Below are 24982 nucleotides of genomic sequence, written 5' to 3'. Positions count from 1 at the left end.
AAACGTTAATAATTAAGCAGGTATTTCAATGCCATCTTCTCTCATACGAGCAATTTTATATCGTAAAGTTCGCGGACTAATGCCTAAACGCTCAGCAACTTCTTTTCTACTGCCATGACATGCCAGTAAAGTATCGAGAATAATTTGATTTTCTTGTAGTTTAAGTTCGCTACCTAGTTTGTCCTCGCTACTCTCATTGCTTTGTTTATCTTGGACAATCGTTGTTTCAAAGTTTTCAATGAGTAAGTCTTTGGCATCAATCTCGTTGTTGTCATGTAAAATTAATGCTCGCTGAACAACATTATCTAACTCCCGAACATTACCCGGCCAATGATACGCATTTAGCTTGCTACGCGCTGCTCCAGTAAATTCAGGAATAGCTTCGCCACTTTTTTGACAATGGCGTTGCACTAGGTGCTCTGCAAGTACAATAATATCATCTACCCGCTCAGCAAGTGGTAACCAAGTTAACGGAAATACATTTAAGCGGTAGTATAGATCTTCTCTAAACACACCTTCGGCAACTGCATCCTTTAAGTTTCGGTTACTCGTTGCAATAACTCTGACATCAAGACTAATCGTTTTTCTGCCGCCTAACCGTTCTACTTCTCTTTCTTGCAAGACTCTGAGTATTTTGGCTTGTAAGCCCAAGTCCATTTCAGTAATTTCATCAAGCAAGATAGTCCCTCCCTGAGCTTGCTCAAACTTACCTGGACACGCTTGAATAGCCCCTGTAAATGCACCTTTTTCATAACCAAATAAGGTTGCTTCAAGCATATTTTCAGGAATTGCTGCACAATTTATCGCGACAAAAGGTTGCTCAGCTCGTGCAGAGTTATTATGAACAAACTGTGCTAATACTTCTTTACCTGAGCCACTAGGCCCCAAAATCATTACCGAGGCTTCAGTAGTCGCGACTTTTTTAGCTAATCCTAATAACTCTAAACTATTTTTATCAGCTACCACAGGTGAGTTAGCATTAATAGCTTGTACAGGTAAATACTGACTCACCATATTTAATAACACTTCAGGAGCGAAAGGTTTTGCAATGTAGTTACAGGCTCCATCTTGCATCGCCTGAACAGCATCATCAATGGTTCCATAGGCTGTCATTAACAGTACAGGTAAATTAGCCTGTTGGGCTTTAATACTTTTTAATAATGATAACCCCGACATGCCGCCCATTTGCACATCACTAACAACTAAGTCAATTAACTGATTTTTTAATTGCAATAAGGCCTCTTCACCTGAATTCGCTTCTGCACATTGATATCCAGCTAAAGACAAGGTATCGACGAGAGCTTCTCTTAAGCCTTCATCATCTTCTACCACTAATATTTTGCGATCATTCATGATAACTCTCCCATCGTTGTTACTGTCTCTAACTTGGGTAACTTGAGAATAAAATGTGCTCCCTCTCCTGCTTGACTAATCAGATTCACTTCGCCTTGATGTGCATTGATAACGGATTTAACAACCGCTAAACCTAAGCCAGTTCCTTGGCTTGAAGAAGTAAAAAAAGGTTGGAATATTTTATCTTTAATATTGCTAGGCACACCTGGGCCATTATCTTTGACACTGATATAAACATCAGAGTCACGGTAGTAAACCTGAATCGCAATTTGTGCCTTTTCTTCAATAAGCTGTAATGCATTATGAATTAAATTTTGAATAGCGCCTGTTAAGGCATTTTTGTTACCGAGGATTTGACCACTTTCTTCGGGTAACTGTACTTTCACTTCTGCGCCAGCTTTGTTCACCAAGGCTTCTACACCTTGAACCGCATCATTTAGTAGTGCATTAACGGTTATTGGCGCGACAACTTGCTCTGTACCACTTTTAGAGAACAGCAACATATCATTAACTTGTTGCTCTAAATCTTTTAATCGTGAATTTAGCTTATCTTGAAATTTTATCCGCGCATGTTCTGACAATTGATGATTTGATAAATTTGCACCATATAGTATCGCCGCTGATAATGGCGTTCTGATTTGATGCGCTAGCGTTGATACCATTTTTCCTAGGGAAGACAAACGTTGCATTTGACCAATCTTATCTTGCAACAATCGAGTTTCAGTCAAGTCAGTGATCATGATCAACTGACCCGGTTGATCCCCTAAACTTGAAATTTCCAGCTTAACTCGTCGACCATCTTTTAAAGAGACTTCATGCCAATCATCTTCTCTTGGTTTGAATGAACGAGTAATAACATCAAACCATGCTTGCCCTAATATAGGCTCTTCTAAAAGTAATCTCGCCACTTTATTGATCTTAGTGACAATACCATTACCGTCTAGAACAACGAGTCCTGTAGGCATCACTTCAATGAGTTGATCGGCTAGTTTATGCTGTTTAGCATTTTGTCGCTTAGATAAGGCACTTTGAGTGAGTGGTTGTTCTATGGAATTTTTTGAGTATTGAGCGCGCAGTGCTGCTAATTCACCAGGAAAAGCCTCTTGCTCTAATGATTGCCCTGCATCAGCCAAAGAAGCATTGGCTATATTAAAACGGTTGCCTGTAGAGGTTTCTTCGATTGAATGTACTGCTAATGCCATAATATGGTACTCAATTAAACATAGTAATTAAGTACCATAAAGCATTTAATGTGCCATTTTTAAAGCAACATTATTTCAATAGGTTACAGCAATAATCATGACATTTATCTTAGTCAAATTATTGTCTATTTGTTATTCGCTAGGTTTTTGCAAGTCATACTTACGCATTTTCTCAACCAAGGTTGTACGACGCATACCCAGCGTTTCAGCAGCTCTTGCTACAACCCAGTCATGCTTTTCTAATGACTGATTAATTAATGACACTTCAAGCTCTGCCAAGTGCTCTTTAAGGTTAATTCCTTCGTCAGGTAACAAACCTGTATTAGATGAAGTTTCTTCCATGCCAATAAGATTTGAACCATTGTCATCGTTTTCTTCACAGCTTTCTTCATCGTAATCAAAGCCCGAGAATAATTCATTTATTGCATCTTGCTCTTGCAACTCTTCAGGATATTCTGGTTCGTATGCTTCAACATCAATATGCTGATATTTATTGGGCAGTTCAGCTACATCAACAATTTGTTCACCATACATAATAAGCATACGTTCAATTAAGTTAGATAGCTCTCTTACATTTCCTGCCCACGGATGTTCCATTAACGATTCAATCGCTTTCTCTGTAAAGCGCACTGTTTTGCCTTGCTCATGCTCAAATCGTGTTAACAGCTCTTTTAATAGCAACGGTATATCTTCTTTACGCTCACGTAATGCAGGAGTTTCAATAGGGAAAACATTTAATCGATAGAAAAGATCTTCCCTAAAGTCTCCTGTTTTTATCATATCTTCAAGCTGTTGATGCGTTGCTGCAATAATACGAACATCTGCTTTGATACTTTTACTACCACCAACACGTTCAAAAGTTCTTTCTTGCAACACCCTTAAAAGTTTTACTTGCATGGGTTGCGGCATATCACCAATTTCATCTAGAAATAATGTACCACCTTCTGCTAATTCAAAACGCCCTTTTCTAGTAGAGATAGCACCAGTAAAAGCGCCCTTCTCATGACCAAATAATTCACTCTCTAAAAGTTCAGCTGGAATAGCACCACAATTTACTGGCACAAATGCGTTATCAGAGCGCTCTGAAAGATTATGAATATTTCGAGCCACCACTTCTTTACCAGTACCAGATTCTCCAAGCACTAAAACACTCGCTGGGGTTTTCGCCACCTGCTCAATGAGAAATCTCACTTGTGTCATGGGTTCACTTATGCCGACTAATGAGCGAAACAAAGCGCTACTAGCTAATTTAGCGCCTTGGCGTGGCAATTTATTATGATATTGATGACAATGATGGATCATTTGCGTCAATTGCGCATAATTTAGTGGTGTTGATAAAGAGCCAATCACATTCACATAGTGATTTAAGGCATTAGCATCAACAACCTCATGAAGTAAAAAAGGAATGGCAGGGTTATCTTTTACAAGCTTTTCAGTTAATGAAGATAAATCACCACAAAGTACAACAGATAAAATATGGTCACTTTGTTTGAGGTAATTTGATACTTCTTCCTGAGAGCACAAAGTATAGTGCTCTCCTACAAATGAAAATACCGTCGCTATTTGGTGTGCTCTGGCATTATCATTATCAACCACTAAAATTTGTTTGTGGCCATGAAGTATCGAAGTATCGGTCATAAAATCGCTCTTTAAAATGCTTATTATTAAAAAGGGGTTTACCAGTTCATTTATTGTGATTCTAGCCAGAAGATAATAATAATCAACAAATTATTGACACTTTTTTGCTAAATGGCGTTTTTTTGACACCAAACTAATTAACTTCCTATTTAATCAGCTAGTTATTCAATAATTTTTACCAAACTAGAGGTGCTCGTTTTTCATACAATTTCGACCTATACTTAATTTGACGCACATAACTTAATGTGAGCACAAGTTTAACTTTTTGAATGTTGTTATTTAAGTAGAATTAATCATGCCAGCATTATCACCATTAACAGCGGGAATAGAAATTAATCGGGCTAATACCTCAACAGCCGATACTTCTACTAAAGCACCGTATTTACAGTCTACTTTTGGTCAAAACGCGAGTGATGTAGTTAACATATCAAGTTTAGCGCGCGAAAAACTACAACAAGAAAATCAGCTCGAAGCTTCTCAGCAAATCAATGAAATTGCCGATGATGTCATTAGAGTGACATCTACCATTGGCCGGGCAAAATCTACCGGTAATTTATCTCAAAGCCAAGCAACAGAGTTGTACAATAAAATAGCTAACCTATTATAAAATCTTCGCACTATGACAACCCCTTTATTCACACCATCATCAAATTAACAATATTTTTTTGACATAAACTTTTCTGTTAAGGTTATCAACATAATCATTGCTCGCGGCTATTTCGTTCTTCCTGATGCTAACTGGCTGAAAATAAACCAGCTTTTTAACAAGATTTTGCTAAAATAGTAATAAATAGTTGTATATCTAGATCGCTAGGCACATAATTTGCTAATCACTACTAAATGATATGACGACACTTCTTATTCTTCTGTAATAGTTAAAGAAAATGAAGTGGTGGTTAGTATTAAATCGTTCCATAAGAAAGAATGAGGCACAAATGGCTAAGTCAATGTTCGAAAATAAAAGTATTTTAATCACCGGGGGCACTGGCTCTTTTGGGAAAAAATACGTTGAAACGTTATTAAAAAGTCATAACCCGAAAAAAATTATCATTTATTCACGGGACGAATTAAAACAATTTGAAATGCAGCAAGTGTTTAATCACTCTTGTATGCGATATTTCATTGGTGATGTAAGAGATAAAGCGCGTTTAATCAGAGCCATGCGTGGCGTTGACTTTGTCATACATGCTGCGGCTATGAAGCAAGTACCTGCTGCTGAATATAACCCGATGGAATGTGTAAAAACTAATATAAATGGTGCAGAAAATGTGATTGATGCCGCGTTAGATAATGATGTTGAAAAAGTAATTGCACTATCAACTGATAAAGCAGCCAATCCAATCAACTTATATGGCGCGACAAAACTTGCCTCTGATAAAATCTTTATTGCAGCTAATAATATTGCAGGTGGTCATAAAACCTCTTTTGCGGTAGTGCGTTATGGTAATGTCGTGGGTTCACGTGGTTCAGTAGTACCATTTTTTGAAAAACTTATTAATGAAGGTTCTGATCACTTACCTATTACCCATGAAGACATGACACGCTTTTGGATCACCTTACAACAAGGTGTCGATTTTGTGCTGAAAAACTTTTATCGCATGTCCGGTGGTGAGATCTTTGTACCTAAAATCCCCTCAATAAAAATTACCGATCTTGCCACAGCCATGGCGCCAGAGTTAACGCAAAAAATTGTTGGTATCAGGCCCGGTGAGAAATTACACGAAGTAATGTGTCCGGGTGAATTATGCTATAACACTTATGAATTTGACGATCATTTTGTAATCTCTCCTGCGATACGTTTTTTTAGTCGTGAAAATGATTTTTCCAGTAACGCCCTTAATGAAGTAGGAAAACCCGTACCTGAAGGTTATGAATACGACTCATTAAGTAATCCTGACTTTTTAACTGTCGATGAAATTGCCAAATTTAATCAACAGGCGTGTTTATGATCCCTTACGGTAAACAGCACATTTCCCAACATGACATTGACGCTGTTGTTGATGTTTTAAAATCAGATAGATTAACTCAAGGTCCTAAAGTTCCTGAATTTGAGCAAGCCATCGCACAATATTGCCAAGCTAAATTTGGCGTAGCAGTTAATAGTGCGACCTCTGCTTTACATATTGCTTGCTTAGCCCTTGGTGTAGGCCAAGGTGATATTGTATGGACTAGCCCTATCACGTTTGTTGCTTCAGCAAATTGTGCTCTTTATTGTGGTGCCAGTATTGATTTTGTTGATATTGATACTGACACAGGAAATATCTCCACCTTGGCATTGGCAGAAAAATTGAAACAAGCCCAAATTAATAATGCCTTACCTAAAGTACTTATTCCGGTTCATTTAGCGGGTCAATCGTGTGATATGCAAGCCATTAGTGAGCTTGCTCAGCAATACAATATTAAAATTATTGAAGATGCCTCACATGCTATTGGTGCTAGCTATCAACATACCCCTGTTGGCAATTGCCAATTCAGTGAAATAACGGTATTTAGCTTCCACCCAGTGAAAATCATCACTAGTGCAGAAGGCGGAATGGCAACGACTAACAGCCCTATTCTTGCACAAAAAATGCAACAACTTAGAAGCCATGGCATAACTGCTGAACAAGAGCACATGACCGAAGTAAGTCATGGTCCTTGGTACTATCAACAAATCGCATTAGGCTTTAATTACCGAATGACCGAATTGCAAGCAGCGCTGGGCTTGAGTCAATTATCCGCATTAGATAGTTTTGTAGAAAAGAGAAATCAACTTGCTGCATTTTACGATGAAGCCTTTACAAAATTAGAGTTATCACCTTTAGTGCAAATGCCCCACAGCTATAGTGCTTATCATTTATATATCATTAAATTACCCAAGCCAGATAAACAAAAACATAAAGCCCTTGTTGAGCAATTAAGGGAAAAAAACATTTTCGCGCAAATTCATTATATTCCTGTGCACATGCAACCTTACTATCAACAACTTGGATTTAACCTAGGGGATTTTCCTAACGCTGAGAGTTATTACCAACAAGCATTATCCCTACCGCTCTACCCTGATTTAACACAAGAAGAGCAAGAATATGTCATTAGCACGGTACAATCATTGATATGAAACTAGCATTAGGCACTGTTCAGTTTGGTTTAAATTACGGGGTAAGCAATACTCAAGGTCAAACACCTCTTGAAGAAGTGTATCGCACTTTATCTTTTGCACATAAAGCAGGCATTACAACCCTCGATACGTCGTCAAGTTATGGAAACGCTGAAGCTGTGTTAGGCAGTTATGAACCTTTAAACTCACAATTTGACATCATTACTAAATCGATTGCGATTAATGATTCAAACATCGAACAACACCATATAGAGACAATACTCACTTCACTAAAGCGCTCAATGGAGCAATTAAAAACAGCCAAGTTAGCAGGTGTGCTTGTCCATCAATGCGATGATTTATTTAAAACTAACGGCGAACGAATTTATCAAGCACTAACAGAACAAAAATCACAAGGTAATATCAAGCGCATTGGTGTTTCTGTTTATCATCAACAGCAAATTGAACAGCTTTTAGCGCATTACGATGTCGATGTAATTCAATTACCTTTTAATATTTTTGATCAACGCTTACTTAAAAGTGGCACCTTAGATGAATTGAAGAGTCGAAATATTGAAATTCATGCCCGTTCAGTCTTTTTACAAGGGTTATTTTTTGCGGATCAAACTACATTAAATCCTTTTTTCTCTCCTGCTTTTATCCCGTTAAATCAGCTAAAAACCTTTGCTAAACAAAATAACTTGTCATTAATAGAGTTAACCCTTAATTTTGTTAAAAACACTTCGCAAATAGATAAACTAATATGTGGGGTCAATACATGCGAACAACTTGAACAATTGGTTAATGCTATTGAGAAGGACATTATTATTGATAATGCTGAGCAATTCGCTTTATCAGATGAAAATATTTTATCGCCAACTAACTGGCCTTAACGATAGGACTCGATGCAAATGAATACTCCAATACCTAATAACAAAACATTCATTTACGGTGCCTCGTACCTAGGTTTAGCCCTTGCGCAATTATTTGATCAGCAAAATACTCATTATGAGTTCATTGATGCTTATGCTCCACGCGATAGGGTCAAAGGCAAATACATGTATCGACCTGATGAAATTAAAGCCGAAGATAAAGCACATGCAACAGTCTATATTGCAGTATTACTTCCCCCTGTAAAATCGGGTGTAGATGAGGCTTTGTTTGAACAACTTAGCCAAATGGGCTATACACATTTAGTTTCACCTTATCAAACCATGAGTGAATTCCCTGAGACTTTATCTATCATTAGTCATGATGGTTTACTCTGGAGAAACCCTCATGATGAAAACTTTGTTAACCAGCAAGGTTTTGAAACCGTTTTAAGTTTTTTTAATGATGAAAGAAGTAAAGCACTATTAACTAATATTGCCAATTTCAGGCAATCTTTTGCTGTAGAAGATTATATTAAACCCGATTACTGTGAAGAGTATTTTCCTCCAGAAATAGATTTATGTACTGGGCTAGATGACCTACATATCCTTGACTGTGGTGCTTTTGATGGAGATACCATCAAACAATTTTTTGCCGTTTTCAAAGATAAAATAAAATCATATGCAGCCTTTGAGCCAGAGCTAGATAATTATCATGCACTGACTGCTGCTGCTAGCAAAATCAAAAATGACTTTCCTCAAGCCAATATTAATTGCTTCCCTATGGGCGTAGGAAATATCAATAAAGTACTACGGTTTACTTCAGGCGATGGTGCTGCTTCACATATAAGTGATGAGGGTGAAACAGAGATTTTTGTCACTAAACTCGATGACACTCATGCAAACTCAACGGTGAACCTAATTAAAATTGACGTTGAAGGCGCTGATTTAGATGTGATTACAGGTGCTACAGAACTCATCAAGCAACAACGACCTAATATCGCTGTATCTTGTTACCACCAACCTAGCCATATTTGGGAAATCCCACAATTAATCAAAGCGATAAACCCCGATTACCAACTTTTTTTAAGACAGCACGGGCATTATGGCTTTGAACTAACGCTGTATTGTATCGACAAAAGTCGTTTCAATTATTCAAATTAAACCATTTTATTACTAAAGGTATTATTATGTTTCTAAGAATAACTCCATGGATCGCAGATGCCTCAATTCAATTTTTAAATAACTTATTTAAATGGTATCCAACATTAATTAATGAAAAGTTATCAGTGCTGGAATGGGGTGGCGGCAATTCAACGTTATATTTTTTGCAGAAAAAGTGTCAAGTACTCACTATAGAAAGTGATGACAGCTTTATTAGTGATTTATGTTTACTTGCTGAAAAGGCAGGCTTTTCCGTTGCGGTAACCGATAACCTATCAAGTGCAATTAGCGCTTATGCAGATCATGATTTAACCATATTAAAAGCCCAAGATTACAGTGAAATTGGCGATGGAATTTTTGAGCTTAATCCATGGTCACTTGTTGTAAATGACGGTATATCAAGAAAAGAAGTCATTGAAGCGATTACCGAAAAGGCTACTCAAGCAATTGTGGTATTAGATAACGTTGAATATTGTGCCAACTGGGGAAGACTTGCTCGAAGCAGTGGTAAAACAGAAACGGTTCGAGCATATCGAAAGTTCATTCGTAATACCCAATGGCAAAAAGTTATGTTTGAGCAAAGTGAAGGCCGAAATGGCCATGGCTCACCTGACTCAACAGGCTGGGAAAGCCCTAATCGTCAAATAACTGGGATTCACTGGCAACAAGATCATCTTTTAAATGAATTAATGGTTTCTCAACTTGGTCTTCCTTTGGTCAACCTTGAAGGTATTGAGGATAAAGATTTACTGTCTGTTGAGGAAAGATGCCCGTTTGATTGGCAGAAGAATGAGTGGGCAATTGAAGAATACCCCGATAGCCTTGATTTAAAACTAACTAGGCGTTTTGACTAGCGCCATTAAGTGTCACCACAAAATGCAAGATTAAACTTATTCTTACCCTGACCGATACAAAGGTAATATGGCCTTTGTATAAGGGTAAACTAATGCTTAACCATTCCATAAATCGGTTAAATGAACAAGATTGCAAAACTGTCGAGAATACGACAAAAAATATTGAGCAAAATAACCATCATGCTGAGCAACTTCGCTCGGTTACAAATCCAGGTGAAACCACTCTAAGTGAAGCAAAGCTAACAGAAACAAAATCGAGTGAAAGAAAGGCGACTAAATTAACTGAATCCCCCCTCATTACACCAGAGCAATTAAAACAACAACTCATTGTTTCTCCCTTCACTAAAACATTCATCAAAGACAGTCAAAAAACAATCAAGTCCATCATCAACAATCAAGATGATAGGTTGGTAGTGATTATAGGCCCCTGCTCTATTCATGATCCCGCTGCTGCCTTAGAATACGCAAAGCAACTCAAGTTAATGAGTCACGAATTTTCTCAAGAATTACTCATTGTAATGCGAGTATTTCTTGAAAAACCTAGAACAACCCTTGGCTGGAAAGGCTTGATTAATGACCCTCATCTTGATCAAAGCTATGATGTCAACGAAGGTTTATATAGTGCAAGAAAGCTGCTTTTAGCGATTAATGAATTAGGTCTAGCAACGGCAACAGAGTTTTTAAATATAAATGTGGCTAGTCATATTAGTGATTTAATTAGTTGGGGAGCAATTGGTGCTCGCACCTCGCAAAGTCAATCCCATAGAGAGTTGGCTTCTCTGTTTGATTTTCCTATAGGTTTTAAAAATACTACCGATGGGAATACTCAAATCGCTATTGATGCCATCACCTCAGCAAAAGAAAGCCATACACTCTATCTTCCTAACAACCAAGGGCAACTATCAATTTGTACCAGTGTAGGTAATAAAAACAGTCACTTAATATTGCGAGGTGGCAAGCAGCCTAATTATTCACAGCAAAGTATTGATAATGCATGCCAACAGCTTAAAAAGGCGAAGCACTTATCAAGGTTGATGGTTGATTGCAGCCATAGCAACAGCGACAAAGATCATTTAAAGCAAAAACTAGTTGCCCGCGATATTGCAAACTACATAAAACAAGGTAGCCAAACAGTATTTGGTTTAATGATAGAGAGCTTCTTGGTGCAAGGAAGACAAAGCTTAAGTGATATTACCCAGCTAACTTACGGGCAAAGTACCACCGATGCTTGTATAAACCTTGAGCAAAGCCATGATATTTTAACGATATTAGCTAAGGCGATTAAACAAATGCGTGATAATAAGGCACATACTTCCCCGATTTTATCTGTAAATACAGGGTGAAATTATGCTTAATAATCAATATACTCAACAGATGAACAGCTAAGCTTATCTTCAACAAGTCATAAACGAAAAGTAGGTGTCATATTAACGTTTGTATCATTCCCGCTCGTGGCGGTAGCAAAAGAATTCCTAGAAAAAATATCAAAAACTTTTGTGGCAAACCTATTATTGCTTACGCTATTGAAGCCGCAATAACTTCAGGGTGTTTTGATCAGGTTATTGTATCTACCGATGATCAAGAAATAGCAGAAGTTGCGAGAAAATTTGGTGCGAAAACCCCTTTCATCAGGCCTGCTGAATTATCTGATGATCATTGCGGTACATTAGAAGTTATCAACCATGCTATTAATTGGTTAGCTGAAGCTGGCACGCCTGCAAATTACGTATGTACACTCTATGGTACTTCACCATTTGTTAAAGCCGAGTCATTAAAAAAAGCATTAAGCATACTCACTTCACAAACAGAAAAAATATACTGCTTTGGTGTCTGTGAGTACCCAGTTCCAATTCAACAAGCATTTAGTATTTCAGATAAGCAGAAAATAGCCATGTTTGAACCAGATTCGTTTGGTATTAGAACTCAAGATCTTACTCCTGCCTATTTTGATGCAGGACAGTTTTATTGGGGCACGGCACAAGGTTTCTTGTCTGAAAAGTGTATGTTTTCTGATGCGGCAATACCTTATATTTTGCCAAAATATGAAGTCCATGATATTGATAATAACGATGATTGGATTTTGGCTGAAGCAATGTATGTTGCCTTAGAGAAAATCGCGTTAGAAAATACGCCTTAGAGCCAAACAGACAATAATGACCTCAAAAACTACCACTATCATAAGAACCAATGCAGGTAAAAACACAGGCATTGGTCACCTTGTTCGCTGCCTACAGCTTGCTAAAGCATTAAAAAAGCACCAAAGCAAAGTCATCTTTGTATTGGACTATATTGAGCAGACAATACAGCCTTTTTTATCACACATAGAAACACAAGCACTTTATTTAGAGCCACAAGAAAAACTTAATGAAGTGGAAGATGCTCAAAAGTGCTTAGCCTTACTCGACCAATATCAAGCAGCCAATATCGTCATCGATGATTACCGGTTAGCAAAATCATGGGAAGAAACAATTTATCAAAACGCTAAAGACAATATTCAGCTGTTAGTTATTGATGATTTGTTACGCGAGCATCAATGTGACATTCTCGTTGATATGAAATGGCGCGGTCTGCAAACTCAAACAGCCTATGACGCCCTTATTCCCAACAAAGCTACCAAACTGCTAGGCCCAGATTATGTGTTACTTGATGAAAAATACCAAAATCAAATACAGCATAATCAGCTAAAACCTACTCCCGAAAATGAATTTACTATTATGCTTGGCTTAGGTGGGGCTGGTGATTTATTACAATGCCAGCAATTAATCGATTTCCTATTATCACAACAAACATTCGATTTTGATTTTAAATTACTGGTTGTGTTGGGGCCCTTAGCTCATAACAGCGAGCGCTTTATTGAACATTATGAAAATAACAATAAAGTCGAGTTACTTGTAGGTAAAACAGATTTATACCTTTACTTAGAAAACTGTCATTTATATATTGGCGCTGCAGGCGGTATTATCTACCAGTTACTGGCATTAAAAATTCCTGCATTAACCTTTGCTATTGCAGAAAACCAACACTCAGAAAAAGCGCAGTTAGCTCAATTAGGCCATTATTTTCACTTAGATTCATTCAGTGAAATTACCGCTGAGAATTTAACGTATTTCGTCAATTCAGCATACACACATTATGCTCGTATAAAATCTTTAATACTTAATGCTGAACAGCCCATAGATGCCCTAGGTACCGAGCGTGTTGCCAAACAATTATTAGCTCTACCTGCTCTGTTTGAAGGTTCGCAATCAAAAAGCAGTCAAACTGAGCAAAACAATTGTTCGAGTGAGCATCAATATCTTATCGACTCAAACAGTTACACCTTACGAGCAGTAAATGATAGCGATATAAACCATTATTTACAAAGTCGTAACTTACCCAACAATTGCCAAAACATGATTCAAGCTGAGCCAATTCCATTTCTCTCTCATTATGCATGGTGGTTCAATACAAAGCGTGATTCATATTTACTCTCACACCAAGGTAAGCCTGTGCTGTATATATGGCATGAAATAAGAAAAATTGAGGATAAAGCCTTTTTAATTGGTGGCTGGTTTATATGTGAACGTGATATTGGTTTTCAAGAGGCCTTATTAGCACTTAATTGGCAATTAGAGCATTGTAAAAACCTCTACCCTACAACACCTTGGGTAGCCGTTATTCACAAAGAAAATAAATTTGTTCGCTTGCTAAATAAATACTTAGGTTTTTCGGATATTGGTACAGACCATGCATACGATAAAGCTATTAAAACACTGTTTAATGGTGCCGAACGCGACAATTTTCATTATGTGACTTATTGTCCAAATAGTAATACAGACGAAATTAACCGTTAATGATGGTTAATTTTATATATACGAATACGTCGCTAGTTAAACGTAAGTTAAAGAGATTTTTATGATCACAGCTTCACAAAACAAAAAGCCGTTAAAGCTCGGTTTTATAGGCGGCTCTATAAAATCAGCCGTTGGCCACGCACACTGGGTAGCGTGTCAATTAGATGAAAGATGGCAAGTTGCTTCAGGTTGCTTTAGTCGAGATGAAGACACAAGTATGGCAACAGGTAAAGCATGGCATTTACCTGAAGAGAAAGTTTATCATGATTGGCAACAATATATTGAACATGAAAAGCAGCACTTAGATGCCGTAGTTGTTCTAACGCCAACACCTCATCACCAAGAAGTGGTTTGCCAATTACTTGAAAACGATGTTGCTGTTATCTGTGAAAAAGCCATGGCAGCAAATATTGAGCAATCAAACAAAATTAAGCAAGCATTAGATAAAAGTAAAGGCTTCCTAGCTGTCACCTTCAATTATAGCGGTTATCCTATGGTTCGAGACTTGCGACGCCATATTGAATCAGGAACTCTAGGGAAGCTAAAACAAATACAAATTGAAATGCCTTCAGATGGGTTTATTCAAGCTGAAGAAAAAATGTGTCCGCAAGCGTGGCGATTGCAAGATGGTGACATTCCAACCCTATTACTTGATTTAGCCGTGCATATTCATCACTTAACGGGTTTTATCACTGATTTAAAACCACAAAGTATCAATGCTGATTTCCATCACTTCTCGATTTTTGATGGTATTGTTGACGATGCCTACATGTGGGTAAACTACGAGCAAGACTTTCGAGCTTCAATGTGGGTAAGTAAAACAGCATTAGGGCATAGAAATGGTTTAAAGCTAAGAATATTTGGTGATCAAGGTAGTGCAGAGTGGTATCAAGAAGAACCTGAGCGCTTACATATTTTTAATAAAGATTCTAGCCGTGTAACCTACGACAGAGGTAATTGTCAGTATCAAAATGAAGTAAGAGATCGTTTTAAGCCAGGTCATCCATCAGGCTTTATTGAAGCTTTTGCCAATCTATATACTGACATGGCTGATGCCCTTGAACAATTTAAAGCCAAAGGCGAGCATGATTCACCTTATGTCTATGGTTGGTCACATGCACACGAAGGATTAGCACTTTTTCAAGCAGCCAATGTTGCTAATAAAGAAAGACGCTGGATAGATTTAAGCAATTTTGAAAAGACACAATAATATGATGAATGATATAAACATTGGCTCAATAGCCATTGGTAAAGACCAACCCACTTACGTGATTGCTGAATTATCTGGCAACCATGGAGGTGAAATCACCAAAGCCATTGAAATGATCCATGCGGCACATAAAGCCGGCGCTGATGCGATTAAAATTCAAGTTTATCGACCTGACACCATCACACTAAACAGTGATAAAACAGATTTTGCAATTGCTAAAGACAATGCTTGGGCGGCCTATAAAAACCTCTATAACTTATACGAATATGCGCACACCCCATGGGAGTGGTTACCTGAGCTATTTAAACATGCAGAAGAGTTAGGCATAGAATTGTTCGGTTCTGTCTTTGATGAAACATCAGTTGATGAATTAGAGCAATACCCAGTGAAAGCCTATAAAATAGCTTCGCCTGAAATAGTCGATTTAGCCTTACTTGAAAAAGTGGCTAAAACGGGCAAGCCAGTAATCGTATCGACAGGCTTGGCAAATATTGGCGATGTTTTTACTGCAGTGAGTCATTTAAAAGCACATGGTTGTAAGGATGTTATCTTATTAAAATGTACAACGGCTTACCCTACACCGCCTGAAGAAGTAAACCTAAAAACCGTCGCAAACCTTGAAGAAACCTTCAATTGCCACGCAGGTTTATCTGATCACACTATGGGCATAGGCGTCTCAATTGCCGCCGTAGCTCTTGGCGCTAAGGTCATCGAAAAACATATAAAATTAGCTGATGAAGTCGAAACAGTAGATAGCTTCTTTTCTTTGACCATTGAAGAATTTCAACAAATGATTATTGAAATCAGACGAGCTGAAAAAGCTATCGGTAAAGTTGATTATGATTTAACTCCAGCGGCAAGCTTGAATAAAAATGGTCGTCGCTCTCTTTATGTGAGTGCTGACATTAAAAAAGGTGAAGCCTTTACTGAGCAAAATATAAAGTCGGTTCGCCCAGGGTTTGGCTTATCAACCAAGTATAAAGACATCGTGTTGGGCAGAGTAGCGAGCCAAGATTTAACACTTGGCGATCGTTTATCATGGGATGTTATACAATGACAGCAGTTATAGATCAGGTTGAACAATTTATCATTGAATATATTGAAGACAACACCACAGAAGATAACATCTCTGTTAGTGGCAGCAGTAATTTTGTTAATGAACAACTGCTCGACTCATTTGCTACATTAAGTATGATAATGACCTTAGAAAGCGAATATGCTATCAAACTTACACCTATGGAGTTAGCTGATGAAAAAATGCGTGTTGTTCACGCATTAGCAGAGAAAGTTGCGAGTAAAATTGCACCACAATAATAATTGTCTACTGTAGTATCTAAGTCACAATGGATAAACGAGCTGTCATTGGAACACCTAATTTTCATGGGTAGCTTTTATTGATAGCTTACATTAGTCACTTAATTAAACCATCCTTTAGAAATACATTAAACCAACAGGTAACTAGCTATGACTGTTCTTTTTCATACGTTTCAAAAAATAGCGCAAGCGTATCACAATAAAACAGCCATAATATCAGATAACAAGCACTATACTTATCAAGCACTCGAGCAGCTTTCTTTACAATGGTCAGCAACATTAGCATCACTTTCCTCAACACCCAGAGTTGCCTTACTTACAGAAGCTCCTCTTAATACCGCTGCGCTCTCATTAGCTATAGCAAAACTGGGGACGACTTGTGTGCCCACAAACCCTCAATTAACAAAAGAGCAGTTAGCCAGTGGCTGGCAAGCAACCGATGTTAGTATTGTTATTTATGAACAAGAGTTTTCAGCAAAAGTACAACAGTGCATGTCTTTGCCCAGTATGGAAAGTGTTCAATTTATTAACGTTGAAGCATTGATCGAACAAGCTAAACAAGGATCAAGTAGTATAAAAAGCACTGAGCAAAATGCATCTGATAATAAACATACTGAACACTCATCAGATCAAGATGACTTCATTATTACACTTTCATCGGGCTCAACGGGCGCACCTAAGCCTATTGCTTTATCGCAACAATCAAAATTATCTAGGGCACAACAAAGTTGGCAGTTATATGATATTAATGAAACTGATACGGTATTATGTGCTTCACCTTTTTTTCACTCTTTAGGTCAACGACTCTTTTTTGTTCCATTACTCAAAGGTTGCACCCTCGTTCACCTGAAACATTTTACTCCTCAACGGTGGCTTCTAGCGGTTGAAAATCACAAAGTGAGTAAAGTCATTAGCGTTTCTTCGCATTTATACGCTTTAAAAGACGAATTACTGCTTAATGCCAAGCAATTACAGTCATTAAAAACCATAGTCACGTCCTCTGCGCCTATTGATAATCATTTTAAAGAACAACTCTTCAATGCTGTTGGTTGTGATTTTCATGAAATGTACGGTGCAACGGAAGTTGCTACCGCAACTAATCTTTACCCTAAATATGCTAAAGAAAAACACACCAGTGTTGGTACACCCTGCCCCAATGTTGCCATTAAAATTCTTGATGAAGATAAAAGCGAATTACCCTGTAATAGCATTGGTGAAATCGCAGTAAAGTCACCTTTAGTATTTAACGGTTATTATCATAAAAAACAGCTAACGCAATCATCATTTAAAGATGGCTATTTTTTAACGGGTGATCTAGGTAAGATTGCCCAAGATGGCTTTTTAACTTATGTTGGCAGAAAGAAGGATATTATTATTTCTGGCGGGATCAATATTTACCCTAAAGATATTGAAACGACGATTGCAAAACATCAAGCAGTTAAAGAAGTAGCCGTTATAGGAGTTGATGATAAATTTCTTGGTGAAGTAATATTAGCGGTTTGTGTCGCACAATTTCCTGCTGAAACGGATCAACAGCAAGCCGTAAAATCGCTTGAAAAAGAACTACGACGTGTCGCCAATAAAACTTTGGCACCTTTTCAGCGACCATTAAAGTACTATTTTGAACAGTCGTTACCGCTCACCGCCTCAGGAAAAACTTCTAAGTTATTATTAAGAGAGCAATACAATAGCTTAGATGAAGATTGGTCAGCGCCACTTAGGGCGATGTTATTTAGGTAAGATTTAATAATGAGTTTATTGAGAGAATCTGATGAATGTGCTGGATATAACCAGTCACATTCATCAAGCCTTTAATTATAATTAAAAAAACTTAGTTGTACTTTCTAAATACAGGCTTCACTATATCGCCTTCGACATAACCTGCAATATTGTCTTCTTTTCTTGCTTTATTTATCACAGCAAATGCTTCTGTTATTTTTTCCATCGCACCATCAATAATTTGTGGACTATGCGAAAAGCTAGGCACAATATATGGCATTAACACGCCACGCTTTATTGTCTCTTGTAAAAATAATGTTCTGGTGATCATGCAAGGCTTACCGTCATTACCCAACATAGCAAAAGCTGGCTTACAATCATAACCACCCACTTCTACTAAGTCGCTAATACCTGCACTTTCAGCAGCTTGACTCAAACCTTGCTTAATTAATCCACCAGTTTTCCATATGTGATCAATGATATTATATTCTTTTAGGGTGTTAATGGTTTTCAATGCCGCCGCTATAGAGTGGGTTTCACCACCGTGAGTGGTTGATAATAAAAAGACTCGTTCTTGCTCGCCTTCAATACCACCTAACTCCATAATATCTCGTCGCCCTGCTAATGCACTGACTGAAAAACCATTAGCCATGGCTTTTCCAAAAGCAGCTAAATGAGGTGTCACGCCACAATATTCTTGCCCACCACCCAATGAAAACCTAAAACCTGAAACCACTTCATCAAAAATCAAAAGAGCGCCATTAATTTCACATAAATCTTTTACCGCTTGTAAAAAACCAGGCTCTGGCTCAATAAAAGAAATCGGCTCAAAAATAACACAAGCAATTTCATTAGGGTATTGCATGAATAAAGCAGAAAGAGAATCAATATTGTTATATTCAAATTTTAATGTCAGATCTTTGACGGCTTGTGGCACACCTCTATCAACAACTGTTGAGCCAATAAACCAATCATGCACGGCATTGAAAGCATCAGCTGAACAGCGAATAACCCGCTCTTTTCCGGTATAGGCACGGGCGAGTTTAATAGAAGCCGTTGTCACATCACTACCATGCTTAGCTAATTTTACCATTTCTGCGCAAGGCACAATATCGCAAATTAACTCAGCTAATTCCCCCTCAATTATTGAAGGCCTAACAAAGTTAACGCCTTTAACTAACTCATTACGGACCGCTTCTAATACAGGCTCATATGCGTGACCTAAAACAACTGTACCTAATGATAGGGCAAAATCAGTAAATTGGTTATCTTCTGCATCCCATACATGACACCCCTTTCCTCGAGTTATTACTGCGGGTGCATTCGCTGGAAACTGATCATCTCCTTTACTATAAGTATGTGCGCCACCTGGAATAAAACGCTTTGCACGGTCAGCGTAAAATTTATTATCATGTTTAGCCAAGGTTTGCTCCAATTTATCTATGCTTATAAACAAGTTATGCGATTAATCTAGCAAGTCCCATACCATCAAAAGACCAACTTTTTCTGGCGCTTCTATAAGTATTTTTTCAATCTCAACAAAGCCAATTTTCTCATAGGCTTTTACAGCAGCAGTGTTTGCACTGTCCACACCTAAAATTATTTGTTTTGTACCAAAGTGTTCAACAAAATAGCGTGATACGGCAATAATAGCCTCTGCAGCAACCCCTTTGCCTCGCCATTGCTGATCGCCTAATAAAATCCCCATGTCGACTTTATCATGGCCATTGTAGGCAAACTCATATCGAATATTACCAATATGCTGCGCTGAATCATGAGGAAAAATGCCAAAGAGATAGGCCGTTGGATCGGCTTGATTATCTTTAATATAATTTGCAAGCTCGGCTAAAGTAGTGGGCACATGGGTTATATAGCGAGTAATTTCTTCCTGCTTAAACCAGTCTAAATAGTGTTGACTTGCATCATCGCTGGTAAGCTCTCGAATATAAAAACGCTCAGTAGAAATTGAATGAGACATAATCACTGCCTTTTCATTGCCATAATATCTAAGAATAGATTAACAAATTACAATTGCTGAGTTAAAGTATTTAGCGTAAATAATAAGATAAACAACTCATTAGCTAATAAGTAAGGGTGATTTTTGCAAAACTTTAATCAAATCGGTACAAAAATGTACCAATGGGCAACCGATCTTTTCCCAATTTGTCGAAGTTTAACTGGCCAAGGCGTTAGGGACACCCTATCTTACCTACAACAACAAATTCCCGAATTAACCATAGAATCAATAAAGTCTGGAGAACAGGTTTTTGATTGGCAAGTGCCACAAGAGTGGAATATTAAACAAGCTTTTATTGAAAATGAATCAGGTGAGCGTGTTATCGATTTTGCCAATTCGAACCTTCATGTTATGGGTTATTCAGAGCCTATAGATAAAATAATAGAGTTAGAAGAGCTCAATGCCCACTTATACTCTTTGCCTAATCAACCTGACGCTATTCCTTATATCACTTCATATTATCAACGGCGTTGGGGATTTTGCGTAACAGAAAACCAAAGAAAAGCCCTTAAACCTGGCAAATATCGAGTAAAAATAGACAGTACCCTTGAAGATGGCATTTTAAATTATGGTCAACTTCTTATAAAAGGCCGCTCTGACAAAGAAGTCTTATTATCGACTTACGTGTGCCACCCTTCATTAGCTAACAACGAACTTTCAGGTCCCGTTGTTACTACAGCCTTAGCGCAATGGTTAAAGTGCTTAACAACTACAGAATACAGTTATCGAATAATATTTGTACCAGAAACTATTGGTGCCATTACCTATGTAAGCCGACATTTTGAGCATATGAAAGCCAATACCATAGCAGGGTTTGTGGTTACTTGTGTTGGTGATAATAATGATTACTCATTTGTACCATCACGTAGCGAAAAAAGTTTAGCTGATAAAGTAGCCCTTCATGCGCTTAAGCATTCTGTTGATAGCTTTCAACAATACACCTTTTTACAACGAGGCAGTGACGAGAGACAATACTGCGCTCCTGGTGTTGATTTACCGGTATGTTCAGTGATGAGAACCAAATACGGTGAATACCCTGAATACCATACCTCATTAGATAACCTTGATGTTATATCGCCAGAGGGTTTACAAGGTGGTTTTTCAATTATTCAGCAATGCTTATTGTTACTTGAAAGCAATCATAAATACCAAGTTACCGTACTATGTGAACCACAATTGGGTAAACGAGGGCTATACCCTACATTAAGTAGCATGACTGAAGATTATACTGATGTAATTACCATGATGGACTTTATCGCTTATTGTGATGGCGAACATGACCTTATTGATATTGCTAATAAAATTGGTTGCTATGCTACCGACTTAATTGCTTTAGCTAATAGACTATTTAACGAAGGCTTACTTAAAAAAATCACTGAATAAGGTATTAGGTGCTAGATATTAGCTATTAACTGTTTGAACCTGATACCTTATGACAAAGGTGTTGCTATCTCTTGACCATTTTCAAAGTGATAATAATTTTGAGGAGTGTGCGCTAATAAAGCGAAAGGGTTTTCAGTGATTAAAGTTTTGACCTCTGTAAACAATTCTTTTAATTTAACAGCATAAATAACACCTGCTCCCAGCGAAACTTTAGTCATTTTATTGCTACTGAGCAATCGCTGCTCAAGTAAAGAATAATTTTCACGATACTCATTATTAAACGGGAAACAAAAATGATAATAATTTCCTGTCACCCGCTGACCATTAGTTAATACTAAATCACCATGAAAAGGTTTTAAAAATCGGTATTTAACATCTAACATGGCTTCACATTGCACCACCACTGTAGCAACCCCAATATGAGTTCCCTGCAACACTAACATTGCATCATTTTCAATTAATCGAGCCATGGTACTGTTTTTTGCAAAGCTATCAAATTCAGCAACTTCTGGCTGACATATATCTACAGCCTTAGGGCCATAGCCACAATAAGAAAACATCGGATGAGCAGAACGCACCACATCTGCTTGTTTTCTAAACCATTCAGGCCATACACCTACACAAGTTGGCTGACTTCGTAAATCGACCTCACGACTTGCAGGAAAGCTATAGTCAAATGCTGGCATAAAGACATTTCCTTTAGCCCCTATAACATTTGTTAATGCACTAAAAAAACTAGCAGGTAAATTAGCTACAGGCTCTTTATTGATAATACCCGTTTTCAATAATGATGAGTGAAGAACAACAAACTCTTCACTAGAAAGTCCTAACTGATGATACGCTGTCTCTATATCTGACTTTTCAATCAACTTCATAGAAAATCCACATTACCATTTGCTTGTTTGACTTCTTCATAAATAGCATCAATTCGCTCACTAAATGCTTTATCTGCCCATGGTTTACCTGTCAAAATCATCCACTCGTATTTGGCAATAAAACGTTTTTTACCTTCATCATCTAAATTATCAATAAAATCCGCCATCTTTGTTTTCAAACGAGTGACCAGCTCTTTTAAGCACATGAAAATAAACACAACTTGTGGATCTGCTAGCAGCGGTTTTAAGTTAACCGTCAATTCATCTTTGACTTTTTTCGCTTGCTCACGCACTAATGTGCATTTGTGGTTTTTATCGGGATCTCGATAAAACAAATCCATTAATGCTGAATATTCAAAACCTTCAATCATGCCAAAGGCATCAACAAGTGGAAAATAAGGATAGATTCGGCAAATTAGTGGCCGAGCATTGTGCGGATTACATAGCCCACCACAACTACAAGATAAAATATAGATTGAAAATGATTTACCATTAGTTAAGGTAAAGGTTCTTTTTTTTGCCGGCTCGGTAATATTTTTAATACCACCTATAGATTTATAATATTCATATTCGCTTTCTAATAAGGGTAAGGCTACGCCAGTTTTATCAAGAATTTTAAAGTGTTCACCGTAAAAATTTTTACAACAATAGCCACCACACGTTTTCCAACAATCGGGGGCATGGATAAACTCATTGTTATAAACTTTTTCCCAATTAACTGGTGGCATTCACTTCTCCTGCAAGTAATAAACATAAACCTTGAATCGATGTAAACGTTATAGGGTCTACATCTTCAAAATCTAAATCTAATCCAAATTTCATCTCTAACTCCATTAACATAGAAATAAAATCTAAAGAGTCCAAAATACCATGCTCAATTAAATTTAAATTCTCATCTAGTGAAGCGGCTTTAGTCTCACCAATTTTATTGGAGACTTTTTCCATAATAAACTGATAAAAAGCTTCTTCTTTAAAACTCATAACTACTCCAACATTGCTCTGAGTGCATTGCGATCAATTTTTCCATTTAAATTTAACGGCATACTTGTTAACCAAACAATCTTTTTAGGTTGCATATAGTGTGGTAACTGATTTTTCATATGTTCAATAATTGCTTGTTCTGTGTCTTCATTTTTACTTGCTTGAACAAATAAATAAATGCTTTTATTAAAACTACTGATTTCTTTCGGCCAAACAAGTGCTTTTACTAAGTTATTCTTTAAAAAAGCCTTAGCGATGGCCTCTATCTCAGGAAGTTCAACTCGATAACCTTGAATCTTAACTTGTTCATCAAGTCGGCCTTTATAGATAAAGTAACCATCTTCATGTTGCGCTACTTTATCACCGCTATAGTACCAAGTAACGTTTTTACCCTGCTCTGATAATTCTTGTCGAAAATTTTCATTCATTTTTACCGTTGCTTCTAAATACCCAGAAGTAACTTGTTCGCCAGCAATTAACAACTCTTCATTTGAAGACATAGCAAAAGACATGTGTTCAAACGCTTTGCCAATAGGGACAACTTGCTGTTCATTATAATCGTTAGGTACCTCAAAATAACCACAAGCAATGGTTGCTTCTGTTGGCCCATAGAAATTAACAACCTTACTATTAGGCGCTGACTTTTGCCATGCTAGTGCCATACTGGTGGGTAGTGCTTCTCCGCAAAACAAGCTCAACTTTAATGAAGGGTAAGCATGCGCTTTTAACATGCCAAACTTCTGCATAATTGCCCCTGTAGATGGCACACTAAACCAAGCCGTTAACTGGTGCTTTTTAATAAACGCTCCTGGTGAAAACAACGCACTTTCAGGTAAAACATACAAACAAGCACCACTTAACCAAGTTACAAATAAGTCATGTACACTTAAATCAAAAGTTAAATCAAAGGTTTGGCTTGCTCTATCATCGGAAGATAATTCACAGTACGGAACAACAAAATCAAGATATGCTAATAAATTACCTTCTGAAATGGGTACACCTTTAGGTTTACCTGTTGAGCCAGAAGTGAACATGATATATCGAATGCTATTCGATAACTTTTCTGCCGTTTCAAATGGAGTGATATGATTAGATGCATTTAGAAACAGCTTTGATTCTTCAATCAAGATAAGCTCAAGCGCCGGTAAATGTGTTTTTATCTCTATTGCCAAATGTTGATACTGGACGCTAACAACCAAAGTGTTTATTTGCGCTGTTAATAACATACTTACTAAACGTTCTTTCGGTGCTTTTACGTTTAATGGCACATAGGTTTTATCAGCCATAACACAAGCAACAATCGCCGCATAAGCAGTAATCTCTCTGTGAGATAAAATGGCTATGTGATCTGTTTTCTGTGTCGAAGCTTTCGGTAATAAACTCGCAACATACAGGCTCATGCTATGTAATTGCTCATAACTAACTATCTGTTTATTTACATAAAGCGCATCACAACTTGCATTGTTGCTCATCGTTTCTTTGAGTTTATTCTTT

The 24982-nt window shown here is 37.5% G+C and carries 23 protein-coding genes; 14 read left to right on the top strand and 9 right to left on the bottom strand.

Annotated elements, in window-relative coordinates:
• Positions 1 to 12 precede the first annotated feature (12 nt).
• The 3 genes from EPA86_RS05660 to EPA86_RS05650 all read right to left on the bottom strand — a co-directional run bounded on the left by EPA86_RS05660 (position 13) and on the right by EPA86_RS05650 (position 4193).
• A complete protein-coding gene (locus EPA86_RS05660) occupies positions 13 to 1353 on the bottom strand; it encodes a sigma-54-dependent transcriptional regulator (RefSeq protein ID WP_140602446.1) in 1341 nt (446 codons plus the stop codon).
• The gene (locus EPA86_RS05655; protein WP_140602445.1) at positions 1350 to 2555 is read right to left on the bottom strand and encodes a sensor histidine kinase; all 1206 of its coding nucleotides are present in this window, start codon (positions 2553 to 2555) and stop codon (positions 1350 to 1352) included. Before EPA86_RS05655 ends, EPA86_RS05660 begins: the two co-directional genes overlap by 4 nt.
• A 132-nt stretch (positions 2556 to 2687) precedes the next feature.
• Entirely contained in the window at positions 2688 to 4193 is a 1506-nt protein-coding gene (locus EPA86_RS05650) for a sigma-54 dependent transcriptional regulator (protein ID WP_140602444.1), read from the bottom strand.
• Positions 4194 to 4488: 295 nt separating this feature from the next.
• Here EPA86_RS05650 and EPA86_RS05645 point away from each other — a divergent pair, with 295 nt between their 5' ends.
• From EPA86_RS05645 to EPA86_RS05585, 13 genes are all read left to right on the top strand, one after another.
• The gene (locus EPA86_RS05645; protein ID WP_140602443.1) at positions 4489 to 4800 is read left to right on the top strand and encodes a hypothetical protein; all 312 of its coding nucleotides are present in this window, start codon (positions 4489 to 4491) and stop codon (positions 4798 to 4800) included.
• A 340-nt stretch (positions 4801 to 5140) separates the two neighbouring features.
• Positions 5141 to 6142 (top strand): UDP-N-acetylglucosamine 4,6-dehydratase (inverting), encoded by a 1002-nt coding sequence (gene pseB, locus EPA86_RS05640; RefSeq protein ID WP_140602500.1) that lies wholly within the window; start codon positions 5141 to 5143, stop codon positions 6140 to 6142.
• Positions 6139 to 7290, top strand: coding sequence for a UDP-4-amino-4,6-dideoxy-N-acetyl-beta-L-altrosamine transaminase (pseC, locus tag EPA86_RS05635; protein WP_140602442.1), 1152 nt, complete (start codon positions 6139 to 6141; stop codon positions 7288 to 7290). Before pseB ends, pseC begins: the two co-directional genes overlap by 4 nt.
• Entirely contained in the window at positions 7287 to 8162 is an 876-nt protein-coding gene (locus tag EPA86_RS05630; protein WP_140602441.1) for an aldo/keto reductase, read from the top strand. The genes pseC and EPA86_RS05630 overlap by 4 nt, the downstream gene beginning before the upstream one ends.
• An 18-nt stretch (positions 8163 to 8180) precedes the next feature.
• Positions 8181 to 9302: an FkbM family methyltransferase gene (locus EPA86_RS05625; protein ID WP_170309578.1), complete on the top strand. Its 1122-nt coding sequence runs from the start codon at positions 8181 to 8183 to the stop codon at positions 9300 to 9302.
• Between the two features lie 26 nt (positions 9303 to 9328).
• Positions 9329 to 10156: a hypothetical protein gene (locus EPA86_RS05620; protein ID WP_140602439.1), complete on the top strand. Its 828-nt coding sequence runs from the start codon at positions 9329 to 9331 to the stop codon at positions 10154 to 10156.
• A 92-nt stretch (positions 10157 to 10248) separates the two neighbouring features.
• Positions 10249 to 11499: a 3-deoxy-7-phosphoheptulonate synthase gene (locus EPA86_RS05615; protein ID WP_140602438.1), complete on the top strand. Its 1251-nt coding sequence runs from the start codon at positions 10249 to 10251 to the stop codon at positions 11497 to 11499.
• 83 nt (positions 11500 to 11582) lie between these two features.
• On the top strand, positions 11583 to 12293 hold the full coding sequence (gene pseF / locus EPA86_RS05610; RefSeq protein ID WP_140602437.1) for a pseudaminic acid cytidylyltransferase: 711 nt from the start codon (positions 11583 to 11585) through the stop codon (positions 12291 to 12293).
• Between the two features lie 16 nt (positions 12294 to 12309).
• Positions 12310 to 13989: a UDP-2,4-diacetamido-2,4,6-trideoxy-beta-L-altropyranose hydrolase gene (pseG, locus tag EPA86_RS05605; RefSeq protein WP_140602436.1), complete on the top strand. Its 1680-nt coding sequence runs from the start codon at positions 12310 to 12312 to the stop codon at positions 13987 to 13989.
• A 61-nt stretch (positions 13990 to 14050) separates the two neighbouring features.
• A complete protein-coding gene (locus EPA86_RS05600) occupies positions 14051 to 15199 on the top strand; it encodes a Gfo/Idh/MocA family protein (RefSeq protein ID WP_140602435.1) in 1149 nt (382 codons plus the stop codon).
• 1 nt (position 15200) lies between these two features.
• Complete coding sequence (pseI, locus tag EPA86_RS05595) at positions 15201 to 16256, top strand: pseudaminic acid synthase (RefSeq protein WP_140602434.1); 1056 nt, start codon at positions 15201 to 15203, stop codon at positions 16254 to 16256.
• Positions 16253 to 16513, top strand: coding sequence for an acyl carrier protein (locus EPA86_RS05590; RefSeq protein WP_140602433.1), 261 nt, complete (start codon positions 16253 to 16255; stop codon positions 16511 to 16513). Before pseI ends, EPA86_RS05590 begins: the two co-directional genes overlap by 4 nt.
• A 150-nt stretch (positions 16514 to 16663) precedes the next feature.
• Entirely contained in the window at positions 16664 to 18253 is a 1590-nt protein-coding gene (locus EPA86_RS05585) for a class I adenylate-forming enzyme family protein (protein ID WP_140602432.1), read from the top strand.
• Between the two features lie 91 nt (positions 18254 to 18344).
• Here the strand turns inward: EPA86_RS05585 and EPA86_RS05580 are convergent, their stop codons facing one another.
• Both EPA86_RS05580 and EPA86_RS05575 read right to left on the bottom strand, forming a co-directional pair.
• Entirely contained in the window at positions 18345 to 19655 is a 1311-nt protein-coding gene (locus EPA86_RS05580) for a glutamate-1-semialdehyde 2,1-aminomutase (RefSeq protein WP_140602431.1), read from the bottom strand.
• 42 nt (positions 19656 to 19697) lie between these two features.
• A complete protein-coding gene (locus EPA86_RS05575; RefSeq protein ID WP_140602430.1) occupies positions 19698 to 20210 on the bottom strand; it encodes a GNAT family N-acetyltransferase in 513 nt (170 codons plus the stop codon).
• Positions 20211 to 20333: 123 nt separating this feature from the next.
• Here EPA86_RS05575 and EPA86_RS05570 point away from each other — a divergent pair, with 123 nt between their 5' ends.
• Positions 20334 to 21632: a DUF4910 domain-containing protein gene (locus EPA86_RS05570; protein ID WP_211664906.1), complete on the top strand. Its 1299-nt coding sequence runs from the start codon at positions 20334 to 20336 to the stop codon at positions 21630 to 21632.
• A 47-nt stretch (positions 21633 to 21679) separates the two neighbouring features.
• Here EPA86_RS05570 and EPA86_RS05565 read toward each other — a convergent pair whose 3' ends face one another.
• Genes EPA86_RS05565 through EPA86_RS05550 form a run of 4 tightly spaced genes read right to left on the bottom strand, consistent with a single transcriptional unit; the run spans position 21680 to position 24960 of the window.
• The gene (locus EPA86_RS05565; RefSeq protein ID WP_140602429.1) at positions 21680 to 22507 is read right to left on the bottom strand and encodes an AAC(3) family N-acetyltransferase; all 828 of its coding nucleotides are present in this window, start codon (positions 22505 to 22507) and stop codon (positions 21680 to 21682) included.
• Complete coding sequence (locus EPA86_RS05560; RefSeq protein ID WP_140602428.1) at positions 22504 to 23235, bottom strand: hypothetical protein; 732 nt, start codon at positions 23233 to 23235, stop codon at positions 22504 to 22506. The genes EPA86_RS05565 and EPA86_RS05560 overlap by 4 nt, the downstream gene beginning before the upstream one ends.
• Positions 23222 to 23488 (bottom strand): acyl carrier protein, encoded by a 267-nt coding sequence (locus EPA86_RS05555; RefSeq protein WP_140602427.1) that lies wholly within the window; start codon positions 23486 to 23488, stop codon positions 23222 to 23224. The genes EPA86_RS05560 and EPA86_RS05555 overlap by 14 nt, the downstream gene beginning before the upstream one ends.
• 2 nt (positions 23489 to 23490) lie before the next feature.
• Positions 23491 to 24960 (bottom strand): AMP-binding protein, encoded by a 1470-nt coding sequence (locus tag EPA86_RS05550; RefSeq protein ID WP_140602426.1) that lies wholly within the window; start codon positions 24958 to 24960, stop codon positions 23491 to 23493.
• Positions 24961 to 24982: the final 22 nt, after the last annotated feature.

Source organism: Litorilituus lipolyticus (assembly GCF_006439335.1).
GTDB classification, from domain to species: Bacteria; Pseudomonadota; Gammaproteobacteria; order Enterobacterales; family Alteromonadaceae; genus Colwellia; species Colwellia lipolytica.
The sequence above is the reverse complement of the archived record's forward strand: the minus strand, read 5'-3'. Positions and strand labels throughout refer to the sequence as shown.

Bases quoted from the DNA above. Each gene is read 5' to 3' on its own strand.
- EPA86_RS05660 (WP_140602446.1), bottom strand. From the start codon at position 1,353: ATGAATGATCGCAAAATATTAGTGGTAGAAGATGATGAAGGCTTAAGA.
- EPA86_RS05655 (WP_140602445.1), bottom strand. From the start codon at position 2,555: ATGGCATTAGCAGTACATTCAATCGAAGAAACCTCTACAGGCAACCGT.
- EPA86_RS05650 (WP_140602444.1), bottom strand. From the start codon at position 4,193: ATGACCGATACTTCGATACTTCATGGCCACAAACAAATTTTAGTGGTT.
- EPA86_RS05645 (WP_140602443.1), top strand. From the start codon at position 4,489: ATGCCAGCATTATCACCATTAACAGCGGGAATAGAAATTAATCGGGCT.
- pseB (WP_140602500.1), top strand. From the start codon at position 5,141: ATGTTCGAAAATAAAAGTATTTTAATCACCGGGGGCACTGGCTCTTTT.
- pseC (WP_140602442.1), top strand. From the start codon at position 6,139: ATGATCCCTTACGGTAAACAGCACATTTCCCAACATGACATTGACGCT.
- EPA86_RS05630 (WP_140602441.1), top strand. From the start codon at position 7,287: ATGAAACTAGCATTAGGCACTGTTCAGTTTGGTTTAAATTACGGGGTA.
- EPA86_RS05625 (WP_170309578.1), top strand. From the start codon at position 8,181: ATGAATACTCCAATACCTAATAACAAAACATTCATTTACGGTGCCTCG.
- EPA86_RS05620 (WP_140602439.1), top strand. From the start codon at position 9,329: ATGTTTCTAAGAATAACTCCATGGATCGCAGATGCCTCAATTCAATTT.
- EPA86_RS05615 (WP_140602438.1), top strand. From the start codon at position 10,249: ATGCTTAACCATTCCATAAATCGGTTAAATGAACAAGATTGCAAAACT.
- pseG (WP_140602436.1), top strand. From the start codon at position 12,310: ATGACCTCAAAAACTACCACTATCATAAGAACCAATGCAGGTAAAAAC.
- EPA86_RS05600 (WP_140602435.1), top strand. From the start codon at position 14,051: ATGATCACAGCTTCACAAAACAAAAAGCCGTTAAAGCTCGGTTTTATA.
- pseI (WP_140602434.1), top strand. From the start codon at position 15,201: ATGATGAATGATATAAACATTGGCTCAATAGCCATTGGTAAAGACCAA.
- EPA86_RS05590 (WP_140602433.1), top strand. From the start codon at position 16,253: ATGACAGCAGTTATAGATCAGGTTGAACAATTTATCATTGAATATATT.
- EPA86_RS05585 (WP_140602432.1), top strand. From the start codon at position 16,664: ATGACTGTTCTTTTTCATACGTTTCAAAAAATAGCGCAAGCGTATCAC.
- EPA86_RS05575 (WP_140602430.1), bottom strand. From the start codon at position 20,210: ATGTCTCATTCAATTTCTACTGAGCGTTTTTATATTCGAGAGCTTACC.
- EPA86_RS05565 (WP_140602429.1), bottom strand. From the start codon at position 22,507: ATGAAGTTGATTGAAAAGTCAGATATAGAGACAGCGTATCATCAGTTA.
- EPA86_RS05560 (WP_140602428.1), bottom strand. From the start codon at position 23,235: ATGCCACCAGTTAATTGGGAAAAAGTTTATAACAATGAGTTTATCCAT.
- EPA86_RS05555 (WP_140602427.1), bottom strand. From the start codon at position 23,488: ATGAGTTTTAAAGAAGAAGCTTTTTATCAGTTTATTATGGAAAAAGTC.
- EPA86_RS05550 (WP_140602426.1), bottom strand. From the start codon at position 24,960: ATGAGCAACAATGCAAGTTGTGATGCGCTTTATGTAAATAAACAGATA.